Annotated in this window: 10 protein-coding genes; 6 read left to right on the forward strand and 4 right to left on the reverse strand. The window is 71.7% G+C overall.

Features of this window, described 5'->3' with window-relative positions:
• Nucleotides 1-86: 86 nt before the first annotated feature.
• Nucleotides 87-1,379 (forward strand): M14 family zinc carboxypeptidase, encoded by a 1,293-nt coding sequence (locus ABZV34_RS02900; RefSeq protein WP_356270850.1) that lies wholly within the window; start codon nucleotides 87-89, stop codon nucleotides 1,377-1,379.
• 124 nt (nucleotides 1,380-1,503) lie between these two features.
• Here the strand turns inward: ABZV34_RS02900 and pepN are convergent, their stop codons facing one another.
• Nucleotides 1,504-4,077 (reverse strand): aminopeptidase N, encoded by a 2,574-nt coding sequence (gene pepN, locus ABZV34_RS02905; RefSeq protein ID WP_356270852.1) that lies wholly within the window; start codon nucleotides 4,075-4,077, stop codon nucleotides 1,504-1,506.
• Nucleotides 4,078-4,190: 113 nt separating this feature from the next.
• Between pepN and ABZV34_RS02910 the strand changes: the two genes are divergently transcribed.
• Nucleotides 4,191-4,673, forward strand: a complete 483-nt coding sequence (locus ABZV34_RS02910; protein ID WP_356270854.1) for a DUF1203 domain-containing protein — start codon at nucleotides 4,191-4,193, stop codon at nucleotides 4,671-4,673.
• A 150-nt stretch (nucleotides 4,674-4,823) separates the two neighbouring features.
• Here the strand turns inward: ABZV34_RS02910 and ABZV34_RS02915 are convergent, their stop codons facing one another.
• Nucleotides 4,824-5,840, reverse strand: coding sequence for an aspartate-semialdehyde dehydrogenase (locus ABZV34_RS02915; protein ID WP_356270856.1), 1,017 nt, complete (start codon nucleotides 5,838-5,840; stop codon nucleotides 4,824-4,826).
• A gap of 292 nt (nucleotides 5,841-6,132) precedes the next feature.
• Here ABZV34_RS02915 and ABZV34_RS02920 point away from each other — a divergent pair, with 292 nt between their 5' ends.
• On the forward strand, nucleotides 6,133-6,654 hold the full coding sequence (locus tag ABZV34_RS02920; RefSeq protein ID WP_356270858.1) for a sigma-70 family RNA polymerase sigma factor: 522 nt from the start codon (nucleotides 6,133-6,135) through the stop codon (nucleotides 6,652-6,654).
• A gap of 1 nt (nucleotide 6,655) precedes the next feature.
• Complete coding sequence (locus ABZV34_RS02925; protein WP_356270860.1) at nucleotides 6,656-7,414, forward strand: hypothetical protein; 759 nt, start codon at nucleotides 6,656-6,658, stop codon at nucleotides 7,412-7,414.
• Between the two features lie 75 nt (nucleotides 7,415-7,489).
• Here ABZV34_RS02925 and ABZV34_RS02930 read toward each other — a convergent pair whose 3' ends face one another.
• Both ABZV34_RS02930 and ABZV34_RS02935 read right to left on the reverse strand, forming a co-directional pair.
• Nucleotides 7,490-10,801 carry a S8 family serine peptidase gene (locus ABZV34_RS02930; protein ID WP_356270862.1) on the reverse strand — a complete coding sequence of 1,104 codons (3,312 nt, stop codon included), beginning with the start codon at nucleotides 10,799-10,801 and terminating at the stop codon, nucleotides 7,490-7,492.
• Nucleotides 10,802-11,044: 243 nt separating this feature from the next.
• Nucleotides 11,045-11,605 carry a CGNR zinc finger domain-containing protein gene (locus ABZV34_RS02935; protein ID WP_356270864.1) on the reverse strand — a complete coding sequence of 187 codons (561 nt, stop codon included), beginning with the start codon at nucleotides 11,603-11,605 and terminating at the stop codon, nucleotides 11,045-11,047.
• Nucleotides 11,606-11,735: 130 nt separating this feature from the next.
• On the opposite strand from ABZV34_RS02935, the gene ABZV34_RS02940 reads away from it, so the two are divergent.
• Both ABZV34_RS02940 and ABZV34_RS02945 read left to right on the forward strand, forming a co-directional pair.
• Nucleotides 11,736-12,188: a VOC family protein gene (locus tag ABZV34_RS02940; RefSeq protein ID WP_356270866.1), complete on the forward strand. Its 453-nt coding sequence runs from the start codon at nucleotides 11,736-11,738 to the stop codon at nucleotides 12,186-12,188.
• A 12-nt stretch (nucleotides 12,189-12,200) separates the two neighbouring features.
• Entirely contained in the window at nucleotides 12,201-13,079 is an 879-nt protein-coding gene (locus ABZV34_RS02945; RefSeq protein ID WP_356270868.1) for a pyridoxamine 5'-phosphate oxidase family protein, read from the forward strand.
• The last annotated feature ends 2 nt before the right edge of the window (nucleotides 13,080-13,081 follow it).

A 13,081-nucleotide genomic window follows, 5' to 3' on the forward strand; every position in this document is an offset into this window, starting at 1 on the left:
TGGCTGCCAGGATCGTGATCCGTCCGCTGGACAAGAAGGAGACCACCGGGGCCAGCAACGCGAACGGCGCCTGACCGGATCCCGGCATGCGGGGAACCCCGTATCCCACCCTGGACGAGCTGCTGCGAGGCGCTCGTGCGACGGTGGCCGCGCGGCCCGGCGACTTGCGTCTGCGCGACATCGGGACCTCGCGTGCCGGCCGGCCGCTGTGGCTGCTGTCGGCCGGACACGGCCCGCGCCAGGTGCTCACGGTCGCCGGCGCGCACGCCAACGAGCCGGTGGGCGGGGCCACTTCGCTCCGGTTCGCCCAGTGGCTCGCTCGTGATCCGAGTGTCCTGGGCAGCAGCGACGGAGGGCTGGACTGCACCTGGCACTTCCTGCTGTGCCTCGATCCCGACGGCGCGAGTCTCGCCGAGGGCTGGATGACCGCGAACCCCTCCGGTGTCCCGGACGCCGCCGCACCGCCCCTCATCGGGAGCTACTACCGGCGCTTCTACCGCCCCGCCTTCGCCGCCCAGCCCGAGTTCCCGCCCATCGCGGGGGATCCGCGCGCGCCGATGCCGGAGTCCGAGGCACTGCTGGGGCTCATCGACGAACTGCGCCCCGTCGTGCAGTTCTCGTTGCACGGTGTCGAAGTAGGAGGAACCTTCCTGCAGCTGACCCGTGCGGTGCCCGGAGCACCGGCCGCCTACCGCCGGATCGCGGCGGACCTGGGCGTTCCCCTGGAACACCGGCCCTTCGACGGCATGGGGTGGCTCGTCGAGGGACCGGGCGTGCTCGTCCTGCCGGACGGCAGCCCGGCGGAGGAGCGGGACCCCTCGGGCTTCGTCTCGCGGTCCACCTGGCTGCACGCGATGCGCCACGGCACGGTCTCCGCCGTGGTCGAGGCGCCCTTCTGGAGCGTGGCGGGCGTCGGCGATCCACGGCCGGTGGCCGAGCCGCGCCGTGAACTCGCCGACGTCAGCGAGATCCTGCTCGGTCGGATCAAACAACTGGAGTCCGTGGTGGGTGAGTTGGATCCGCGTCCGCCCGGAACACCCGACGAGCTGGCCCACTTCACGGCGGCCCGCGAGCTCATGGACATCGGCTCCGGCGTCGTGGACACCTGGAGCGCCGCCGAACTGGCCACCACCGTCGGCAACTCGGTCTCGCTCGGTATCGCGGCCCGCCGCATCCCGCTGCGCGCGGCGGCCATGATGAGACGGGCCCTGGGCGGCGCGCCGGCGCTGGACGCGCTCGTGGACGGGTGGGCCCGCGAGCTGGAGCGCACGTTCGACGCCCGCTGGGTGTCCGTCGCCGACCAGACCGCGCTCCAGGCCCGCACCATGCTCGTACTCGCCCGCGCCCTGTGTGAGGACGCCCCACGAACGGAGAGGTGAGGACGCCCCACGAACGGAAAGGGGCGCCCGGCACAACGCCGGGCGCCCCCTCCGTGCCTACGTGCCTACGTACGACGTACCCACGTCTCTGCGTACGACGTAACGACGTACGACGTACGACCGGCTAAGAGGCCGCCGCGTCCGCCGCCTGTGCCTTCAGCGCGCGCTCGATCCCGGCGCGGGACTCCGAGATCAGGCGTCGCAGGGCCGCGTTGGGCTCGGCGGAGGCCAGCCACGCGTCCGTCTTGGCGAGGGTCTCCTCGGAGACCTGGATCGACGGGTACAGGCCGATCGCGATCTGCTGGGCGATCTCGTGCGAACGGGCGTCCCAGATGTCCTTCACCACGGCGAAGAACCGGTCCGCGTACGAAGCGAGCAGCTCACGCTGGTCGGTCTGTACGAAGCCGCCGATCACCGCCTCCTGCAGGGCGTTCGGGAGCTTGTCGGACTCGATGACGGAGACCCAGGCCTCCTCCTTCGCCTCCGCGGTGGGACGGGCGGCCCGCGCGGTGGCCGCGTGCCGCTCACCGGCCGCCGTCCGGTCGCGCTCGTACTCGGCCGTGATCTCCGCCTCGTCGTAGCGCCCGACCGCCGCGAGCCGCTGTACGAACGCCCAGCGCAGCTCGGTGTCGACGGCGAGACCCCCGATGGTCTCCCGGTCCTCCAGCAGGCCCTCCAGGAGGTCCAGCTGCTCCGGAGTCCGGGCGGTGTCCGCGAAGGAGCGTGCCCAGGCGAGCTGGTGGTCGCCGCCGGCCTCGGCCGCGCGCAGGTGCGCGAGGGTCGCCTCGGTCCAGCGGGTCAGCAGCGACTCGCGGGTGGCGGGGTCGGCGTACATCTCGATCGCCAGCTTGAGCTGCCGCTGCAGTGACTGCACGACACCGATGTCGGACTCCTTGCCGATGCCGGAGAGCACCAGGGAAAGGTAGTCGCGGGTGGCGAGCTCCCCGTCGCGGGTCATGTCCCAGGCGGAGGCCCAGCACAGGGCGCGCGGCAGCGAGGACTCGAAGTCGCCGAGGTGCTCCGTCACGAAGGCCAGCGAGTCCTCGTCGAGACGGACCTTGGCGTACGACAGGTCGTCGTCGTTGAGCAGGAAGACGGCCGGACGGCGCTTGCCGGTCAGCTCGGGCACGGCGGTCAGCTCACCGTCGACGTCGAGCTCGATCCGCTCGTCGCGCACCAGCTTGCCGCTCGCGTCGTCCAGGGTGTAGAGACCGACCGCGATGCGGTGGGGGCGGAGCGTCGGCTCGCCCTTGGCGCCCGCCGGGAGCGCCGGGGCCTCCTGGCGGATCGCGAAGGAGGTGATGACCCCGTCCGCGTCCGTCTCGACCTCCGGGCGCAGGATGTTGATGCCGGCGGTCCGCAGCCACTTCTCGGACCAGTTCTTCAGGTCGCGCCCGGAGGTCTCCTCCAGCGCGCCCAGCAGGTCGGACAGGCGCGTGTTGCCGTACGCGTGCCGCTTGAAGTACGCCTGCACGCCCCGGAAGAACTCGTCCATGCCGACGTACGCGACGAGCTGCTTCAGTACGCTCGCCCCCTTCGCGTACGTGATCCCGTCGAAGTTGACGAGCACGTCGTCCAGGTCGCGGATCTCCGCCATGATCGGGTGGGTGGAGGGCAGTTGGTCCTGCCGGTACGCCCACGTCTTCATGGAGTTGGCGAAGGTGGTCCAGGAGTGCGGCCAGCGGCTGCCCGGCGCGTAGGCCTGGCAGGCGATGGAGGTGTAGGTGGCGAACGACTCGTTCAGCCACAGGTCGTTCCACCACTCCATGGTCACGAGGTCGCCGAACCACATGTGGGCCAGCTCGTGCAGGATCGTCTCGGCGCGCACCTCGTACGCGGCGTCGGTGACCTTCGACCGGAACACGTACTGGTCCCTGATCGTCACCGCGCCCGCGTTCTCCATCGCGCCCGCGTTGAACTCCGGCACGAAGAGCTGGTCGTACTTCTCGAACGGGTACGCGTAGTCGAACTTCTCCTGGAACCACGCGAAGCCCTGCCGGGTGACCTCGAAGATCGCGTCCGCGTCGAGGAACTCGGCGAGCGAGGGACGGCAGTAGATGCCGAGCGGCACGCTCTGCCCGTCCTTCTCGTACACACTGTGCACCGAGTGGTACGGGCCGACGATCAGCGCGGTGATGTACGTGGAGATCCGCGGCGTCGGCTCGAAGGCCCAGGTGTCGTCCTTGGGCTCGGGCGACGGCGAGTTGGAAATGACGGTCCAGCCGGACGGCGCCTTCACGGTGAACCGGAAGGTGGCCTTCAGGTCGGGCTGCTCGAAGGACGCGAAGACGCGCCGGGCGTCCGGGACCTCGAACTGGGTGTACAGGTAGGCCTGCTGGTCGACGGGGTCGACGAACCGGTGCAGACCCTCGCCGGTGTTGGTGTACGCGCAGTCCGCGACGACCCGCAGGACGTTGCGTCCCTCCAGGAGGCCCGGCAGCGTGATCCGCGAGTCCTCGAAGACTTCGGCGGGGGCGAGGGCGTCCCCGTTGAGGACCACCTCGTGGACGGTCGGGGCCACCAGGTCGATGAAGGACTCCCCACCGCCCTCCGCGACATCGAAGCGCACCGTGGTCACGGACCGGTAGGTGCCGCCCTCCTGCGCGCCCGAGAGGTCGAGATCGATCTCGTACGAGTCAACGGTGAGCAGCTTCGCGCGCTGCTGCGCCTCTTCGCGGGTCAGGTTTGTGCCAGGCACGCGGTCATCTCCTCGTTATGTGACGGTTGCGCCATCCTTCCACGGGACCAGCACGGAACGCGATGTCCGTATCCCGCCGGTGACCGGGGCTTTCGGGCGCGAGCCTGGAGCGCATGACGACCTTCATCGCACGCCCCATCGAACCGGAGGTCCTGAAGGATCTCCGCACAGCTGACGACGCGGGCCGCCCGATGGTTCCCTTCACGGACGAGGAGGGCGGCGCTCCGCTCCGCTGCTGTCTGCGCCGTGGTGAGCCGGGAGAGCGGATCGCCCTCGTCTCGTACGCCCCGCTGCGCCGCTGGGCCGCCGCGGCCGGCGTCGATCCGGGCGCGTACGACGAGCAGGGCCCGGTCTTCGTCCACGCGCGGGAGTGCGGGGGGCCGGCCGCGGACGTCCGGCCGTTCGAGGGCGCCCACCGCACCGTGCGGCGCTACTCCGCGGAGGGCCGCATCCTCGGGGGCCGGCTGGTGGAGGCCCCGGAGTGGTCCGCGTTCGAGGCGGCCTTCGAGGCGGCCTTCGCCGATCCGGCGGTGGAGCTGGTCCATGTACGGGCGGTCGAGTACGGCTGTTTCCTCTACGAGGTGCGCCGGGCGTGACGGGCACCTGCCGCGGGAGGTCCGGACCTGCCGCGAGCCGGGACGGGCAGGACGCGAGCGGGGCGGCTCAGGACTCGCTCAGGGCGGCCAGGACACACGCAGGGGCGGTCACCGTGCGGTGACCGCCCCTGGGGCGTGTACGGGGAGGCGTCAGCCCTTCAGGTCGGCCGCCACCAGCTCCGCGATCTGGACCGCGTTCAGGGCGGCGCCCTTGCGGAGGTTGTCGTTGGAGATGAACAGGGCGAGCCCGTGCTCGACCGTCTCGTCGGCACGGATGCGGCCGACGTACGACGCGTCCTGGCCCGCGGCCTCGAGCGGGTTCGGGATCTCGGAGAGGGTGACACCCGGGGCGCCGGCCAGCAGCTCGGTGGCGCGCTCCACCGTGATCGGGCGCTCGAAGCGGGCGTTCACCTGCAGTGAGTGGCCGGAGAAGACCGGGACACGGACGCAGGTGCCGGAGACCTTGAGGCCGGGGATCTCCAGGATCTTGCGGGACTCGTGGCGGAGCTTCTGCTCCTCGTCCGTCTCGTGCAGACCGTCGTCGACGATCGAGCCGGCGAGCGGGAGCACGTTGAAGGCGATGGGCCGCTTGTAGACCTGCGGCTCGGGGAAGTCGACCGCCCCGCCGTCGTGGGTGAGCCGGTCGGCGTCCGCGACGACCTTCAGCGCCTGGCCGTGCAGCTCGGCCACACCCGCGAGGCCGGATCCGGACACGGCCTGGTACGTGGCGACGACGAGCGCCGCCAGCCCCGCCTCGTCGTGCAGCGGCCGCAGAACGGGCATCGCGGCCATCGTCGTGCAGTTCGGGTTGGCGATGATGCCCTTGGGGCGGTCGGCGATCGCGTGCGGGTTCACCTCGGAGACCACCAGGGGTACGTCCGGGTCCTTGCGCCAGGCGGAGGAGTTGTCGATCACGACGGCGCCCTGCGCGGCGACCTTCTCGGCCAGGGCCCTGGAGGTCGAGCCGCCGGCCGAGAAGAGGACGATGTCCAGGCCGGAGTAGTCGGCCGTCGTCGCGTCCTCCACCGTCACGCCGTCCAGCACCGTGCCGGCCGAGCGGGCCGAGGCGAACAGGCGCAGCTCCGTGACCGGGAAGTCCCGCTCGACCAGGATCCTGCGCATGACCGTGCCGACCTGACCGGTGGCTCCGACGATTCCGACCCTCACGGCGACTCCCTTTGCGTGCGTTCTACGTGGTCCAGCGCTTCCATCATGCGTCTGACCCGTGCCGTCGTGTCCAATCCTTTGCCCACGCCGTTCGCGGAGTGGGACGGACCCCGCGCGCGGCCGCCGGAAGAAAACCGTCCGGCGGACCCCGGCGACCGCAAGCCGTACGGTGCTCGCGTCCCTCCGGCCCCGGTCCGGTGTGACGTACGACTCGGTGCGACGGGGTGGGGCGCGGCCGAACGTTTCGGCCCGCACCGGCGTCGTAGGGGAAACGCGGGAGGGGAGGGCAGCTGTGCTGCGCAGAAGGACACGCGGTGCTCAGGGGGTGGACGACCCGCTGGACGCGGCGCAGGAACGCCGGGTGCGGGCGGTGCTCGCGCTCGGCGGTGTACCGCAGGCGGACCTGCCGGACGGGGTGCAGCAGGTCCGTCTGCGGTTGCTGGAGCGCGCCGCGAAGGGGGACGAGGCACCGCGGGACGTGTCCGCGTGGGCGGCGGTCGTCGCCTCGAACCTGGCGATGGACTGGCACCGGGCCAAGCACCGTCAGCAGCGGCTCGGCGAGCGGCTGGCCGGGCTCCGGCAGCTGGAGCACCCCTCGGGCGAGGACTCCAGCGTGCTCTCGCTCGCCGTGGCGCAGGGGCTGGACGACCTGCCCGACGCGCAGCGGCAGGTCCTCGTGCTGCGTTTCTACGCCGACCTCTCCGTGCGCGGGATAGCCGAGGAGCTCGGCATTCCGGAGGGCACGGTCAAGAGCAGGCTGCACTCGGCGGTCCGCGCCCTGCGCGCCCGCCTGCACGAGGACGAGGTGGTGTGACGTGGCCGGGTACGCCGAGCACGAGGACAGTGCGGCAGCGGACGCGCTGTGGGCCGCGATCACCGGTGACCCGCTGCCCGAAGGGATCGCTGACGACCCGGACGCGGTGGCGGAGCACCGGTCGGCGGTCGCGGACCTGTCGCTGCTGCGGGAGCAGCTGGCCGCCATCGGGGGCGCGCTGGCGGAACCGGGGGAGGAGACGAGGCCCGTACGGGTTCCCAGGCAGCGTCCGCGCCGCCCGGCGGGGGCGCCGAGGAAGCGGGGCCGCCGACCCCTAGCGGTCGCGCTGGGCACCCTCGCCGCGACGGTCGTCACCGCGATGGTCGTCGGCATGGGCTGGCTGATCGCGCAGGGCGGCGGCGGCGGGGGCGTGGCGTCGAAGTCGTCGGCGGACAGCGCCGCGAAGGCGTCGGACGGCGCGGGCGGGTCGGCCTCGCTCGGCGCCCCCGGCTACCTCGCCTGCTCCCGGCTGCTGGCCGAGGGCGAGATCGCCGGGATCGAGCCGGTCCGGGGCACCGGGCGGGACCGGATCACCCTCGACGTGACCCGGTTCTACAAGCCGGCGAAGGGGAAGGGCCGGGTCACCTTCCTGGTGGACCGGGAGGCGGCAGCCCCGCGGCGGGGTGAGCACGTGCTGGTCGGCATCCGGCGGGGCGCGGTGACCCCCGACCGGTGGACGACGGGGGAGAAGGCCATCGCCCGCGACCGGGAGTGGATCCTCGGGGCGCTGCCCGCCTCCCGTTCCCTTCCCTGTGCATGACAGGGCTCGGCCGCGCGTGAGAAAGGGGGCGGGCGCCCGGAACTCCGGACGCCCGCCCCCTCAGGGGCGCACGCGTTACGGCGTGACCTTCTCGATCTTCACGCTGCCGAGGCCCGCGGCGGTGCCACGGGCGTTCACCAGCTGCACCTGGCCGAAGAACTCGCGTCCCTCGGGGGCCGGGGCCAGCGCGGTGATCGTGCCGGACACCGTCGCCGTGCCGCCCGTGGCGAGCTTCACCGGCGCGGACGCGTCGACGCCGACCGTGCCGAGCGCGGAGGAGAAGAACACGTCACGGTAGTCGTACGCGGTCGAGCCCGACGGGACCGAGTAGCCCACGACCTCGATGGTGTACTTGCCGGCGGCCGGGCTGGGGATGGAGACCGCCTCCTCCGAGTCGCCGTCCGCGGACTGGGCGACCTGCTTGCCGGCGGAGTCGTACACCGTCAGGTCGAGGTCGGCGGCGGTGTCGGAGACGTTGCCGATGGCGACGTCCAGTGAGGCGGCGCCCGCGGGCACGTCGACCGTGGTGGTCTGCGTGGCGTTCTGGGCGATGGCCGGCCGGTCCGTCTTCGAGGAGCCGAGCGGGCCGCCCTTCAGCCTGCCGTCGATCGCGGCGAACTGGTTCGTCACCTTCCAGGAGGCGGTGACGGGAGTGCCCACCTTGGCCTCGGGCACGGTCACGGTCTCCGGGTCGAAGGCCGCGCCGAGCACGGTGGCCTCCAGCTTGTACGGGTTGTCGAGCAGCGGCGACGTACGGCGCGCCTCGACCTCGACCTCCCAGACACCGGGCTGCGGGTCCGCGTACGCACGCACGTCGGGCTTGCAGCCGTTGGTGTTCGGGTAGTTGCTGTAGCAGTACGGCGTGCCGGTGTCCTCGACCGGGACACCGTACGGGTGGATGGAGATGAACCGGGTCTGGCTCAGGCCCTGCAGCCCGCCGATGGCGACCTCGAGGCTCCTGGCGCCCTCGGGCACGGTCAGGAAGTACGAGCGCGTGCTGTCGCGCTGCACCGAACCCGAGTCGGAGTACGCGAACTTGAGCGGCGTCGAGACCACGACCGTGGTCAGGATCTGCCGGTCGATGCCCTCGGTCCTCGGGTCGTCGAGTTCGAGGATCGCGCTCTTGATGCCGGCCGAGGAGGCCTTCGCGGAGACCTTGACGGTGACCGGCTTGTTCAGTTCGAGCCTCACCTCGTCGGAGCCGACGATCCTGAAGGTGTCACCGGCGTTGTTCTCGAAGTGCAGCTCGTGGCGGATCGCCCGGTCCGGACCGGAGGTACGGGTGACGGTGATCTCGTACGTCTTCTTCACGCCGGTCTTGAGACCGCCCTCGCGGTCGTACAGTCCGGTGCCGAAGCCGGGGGTCTTCAGCGCGTAGTCGATCGCGGTGTCGACCGGCGCCTTCACGGTGTACTCGTGGGCGGTCGCGTCGTCCTTGACGGCCTTCCACGCGTCCACGACGTTGATGAGGCCCGCGCCCTCCTCGTACGCCTGCACACCCTTGATGTGGTCGGCGGTCGAGGTGAGGGCCGTGCGGAGGTCGGCGGGCGTCAGGGCGATGCCCTTCTGCTTGGCGGCGCTCAGCAGCAGTGCGGACGCGCCCGCGGCCTGCGGGGAGGCCATCGAGGTGCCCTGGAGCATCGAGTAGCCGGCCGGCAGGGTGTAGCCCGACTCGGCGACCGGGGAGCCCGGCAGCCAGGTCTGGGTGGTGTTGATCGCGGCGCCGGGCGCCGTCAGCGTCGGCGTGAAGCCGCCGTCCTCACGCGGACCGCGCGAGGAGAACGGCATCATCGCGTACTTCTTCTCCACGACCGAGCCGTAGTTGGCGGCCCAGGTCTCCTTGGAGATGGACGCGCCGACCGAGATGACCTTGTCGGCGAGGCCGGGGTCGCCGATGGTGTTGGCACCGGGGCCGGAGTTGCCCGCGGAGATCACCAGCTGGACGCCGTAGGTGTCGATGAGACGCGTGTAGAGCTCGGAGCGCGCGTTGTTGCCGTCGTTCAGCGCGGGCAGGCCGCCGATGGACATGTTGACGATGTCGACGCCGCGGTTGACGACGAGGTCGATCATGCCCTCGGTGAGCGCGATGTTGGTGCAGCCGGGACCGAAGACGCAGGCACGGGACGAGACGATCTTCGCGCCGGGGGCGGCGCCGTTCATCCTGCCGCCGAACAGGCCGTTCGCGGAGGTGATGCCCGCCACGTGCGTGCCGTGCTCGCTGGAGATGACGCCGATGTTGACGTAGTCGGCCTTGGAACCGGCCGCGTCGAAGACCACGTCCTTGCGGATCTCGACGACGAACGGGATGCGCTCGACGACGTCGGTCGCCGGGTTGTCCTTGCCGAAGTAGCCGACCTGGAAACCGTCCTTGTACGGCTTCATCGGCGCGTCGTCGGTGAAGTCGAGGTTGTCGTTCGCGTCGACCCGCACGGTTCCGGAGGCCGGGTCGTACAGCACGCCCCAGGCGTCGGTGGTGTCGCCGTCGCGGTTCAGGTCGCCCGCTTCGTCGCCGCCCGCGGTGGCCGACTCGTACATGTAGTTGAACTTGTAGGCGCCGGCCGGGGCCTTGAAGGTCTCGGTGCCCTGACTGGCCGTCGTGATGGGGAAGGACGGGCCGGAGACCGCGCTGGTCATCCGCCGCCAGCTGCCGTCGCCGTCGTTGACCGGGTCGGTGGACGTGACCCAGTCGACGACCTTGCGCTCGCCGGTGGTGGTCTTCTGCAGCGCCGGGTGGCCCAGGTCCACACCCGAGTCGAGGATGCCGATGGTGACGCCGCGGCCGTCCGCCTTCGGGTTCTTCTTCACGAAGTCGACGGCGCCCGTCTCGAAGGACGGGTTGTACGGGTTCTCGGCGGGGGTGTTCTTGTCCGGGGCGGAGCGGGCGACCGTGCCCCGGGCCCTGGCGGCACCCTTGGCGGTGTCCGCGCTCGGTGTCGGGTCGTCCAGCGCGATGTCCTGGCGCAGGTCGATGCCGTGCACGGACGAGAGCTTGGCGGCGGCGGCGATGGCCGCGTCCGCCTTCGCGGTCGGGACGGTGGCCCGGACATAGCCGACCTTGTCGAAGGTCCGGCCGACGAGACCGCCCTGGACCGCGTCCAGTTGCCGGGCGACCTGCTCGGTCTGGCCGGGCGCGGTGGCGACCATCATCGTGACGTTCTTGGTGCCGTCGGCCTTGGCCTCGGCGAGGAGGGCCGCGTCGTCCGAACCGAGCTTGGCGCTCGCGGACTTGGTGCCCGGGTCGGGCGTGGCGGCGGGTGCGTGGTCCGCGGCGAGGGCCATGGGTATCGGTCCGGCCGCGGAGAGCGCGGCCACCAGGCCCGCGGCCACGGCTGTGCGGACCACGCGTCTCGCGCCCGATCGAGGGGCGCGCTGGGGGTCGAGGGTCATCGGCATCCCTTGTAGGTAAAGGAACGAGCGTGGAGTGACCGGTCCCGACGTTCCTGCGGGACGCGATCACATCAGTCCGGTATGTGAACCCGGATGACCGCTCAGCTTTACCCAAAGGACAGTTATTTGGGGAGAGTTGACCGTGATGGGAGGGAAGCATGGCGTACTTCCGCCATACGCCACGCCGGTGATAGCGCGGTATGCCCGGACATGCCGGACACCTCGGACCGCCTGGGTGCCGGCTCAGCTCTCTTTCGTGCGCGCGTAGTGGCGGGACGCCTTCGCCCGGTTACCGCAGCCCGCCATCGAGCACCAGCGGCGGGTGCCGTTGCGTGAGGTGTCGAGGAAGTGCAGGACGCAGGTCTCGTGGGCGCAGTGGCGGATGCGGTCGGGCGAAGTGCCCAGCAGCTCCAGGTAGTTGCGCGCGGCGAGCCAGCCGGGCTCCCATGCCGGGTCCTCGAACTCGGCGCGCTCGCCCGGCCCCCCGGGCGTCAGGGTGACCCTGATCCGCCCGTGCGCGAGGACGGCGTCGACCCGCTCCACCCCGGACGGGGACATCCCGTCCGGCCTTCCCCGCAGGTGCCCGTCCACTGCCGCGCGCAGGGCGTCGCGCGCCTGGAGGGTGTGGCGCAGCACGGTCTCGTCGGCCGGGAGGGCGAACCCGTTCGCGGCCAGCCACACCGCCAGTCCCCCGGTGTTCGTGAGCAGGTCCTGGGGCACCCCCTCGCTGTTCCAGCGGGTGTTGAGCAGGTCGAGCGCGAGCGGTTCCCCGGTGAGGGGGCGGGGGTCGGTGGCGGCGGACACGGTGGGACTCCCTTCGGCGGCTAACCGTTCAAGAGTAGATGACTGGTTGACGTTACTCATTCTAACCCTTAACCTCGCTTATAGAGGTTAGCTCTCGATCGGGGGGCCGCCACCGTCTCGGAGGACAGTCATGACACCGCGCACCGGCCATGTCGGCCTGAACGTCACGGACCTCGACCGCTCGCTCGCCTTCTACCGGGACGTGCTCGGCTTCGCCCTCCTCGCCGAGGGCAGGGAGGAGGAGCGCGGATACGCGTTCCTGGGCTCCTCGGACGGGGACGGCCGTCCCGTCCTCACGCTCTGGCAGCAGGCCCGGGGGCCCTACGGCGAGGACCGCGCCGGCCTCCACCACCTCGCCCTCGAAGTGGACTCGATCGACCGGGTCAGGACCTACGAGACGGCGCTGCGCGACCACGGCGTCACGTTCGCCCACGAGGGCGTGGTCGCCCACCGCGAGGGCTCGGCGTCCGGCGGCATCTTCTTCCACGACCCGGACGGCACCCGGCTGGAGATCTACGCCCCGACCGGCGCCGAAGGGGCACCGGCACCGTCCGAGTCCGCTCCGACCTGCGGTTTCTTCTAGACGGAGGGCGAAATGACCTACCACTCCGGTTCGCGCGCCGTACAGGACCGGGTCGGCGTCCGTGATCTCGCCGACCACGTGGGACAGGCGGTCGGGCAGGGCATCCGCCCGGTGGCCGCCGCCTTCCTCGAACAGCAGCCGATGCTGGTGGCCGGGGCGGCCGACCCGGCCACGGGCGCGGTGTGGGCCTCACTGCTCACCGGCCCGCCCGGCTTCGTCCGGGCGACCGGCGTCCGGCAGATCTCGGTCACCGGCCACCTCGCGGAGGGCGACCCCCTCGCCGCCGCGCTGGCCGCCGAGGGCACCCTCGTCGGCACGATCGCGCTCGACCCGCGCACCCGTCGCCGGATGCGCCTGAACGGCCGGTCCCGCCCCACCGCCGGGGGCTTCGCCGTGGAGGCCGACCGGGTCTTCGCCAACTGCCCGAAGTACCTGCAGCGCAGGGAGTCCTACGAGACGGTCGCACGCCGGCCGGGCGAGGTCCGCCGCTCCGACCGGCTCTCCCCCCGGCAGCGCGCCCTCGTCGAGGCGGCCGACACCTTCTTCCTGGCCACCGTCCACGCGCACGGCGCCGACGCCAGCCACCGGGGCGGCAACCCGGGCTTCGTCCACGCCGACGGCCCGTCCGGGCTGCGCTGGCGCGACTACCCCGGCAACGCCATGTTCCTGACCCTCGGCAACCTGGAGGCGGACCCGAGGGCCGGACTCCTCTTCCTGGACTGGACGTCGGGAACGGTGCTGCGGCTCACCGGCACGGCCCGCGCCGCGTACGCCCCGGACGGGGAGCGCACGGTCCGCTTCACCGTCACCGGGGTCGTCGAGACGCCCGGGGGCAGCCCCCTGCGCTGGTCGCCGCCCGAATACTCTCCGGCCAACCCCTCCCTGCCGTAACG

The sequence above is a fragment of the Streptomyces sp. NPDC005195 genome (genome assembly GCF_040608315.1).
Taxonomy (GTDB): Bacteria; Actinomycetota; Actinomycetes; order Streptomycetales; family Streptomycetaceae; genus Streptomyces; species Streptomyces kaempferi.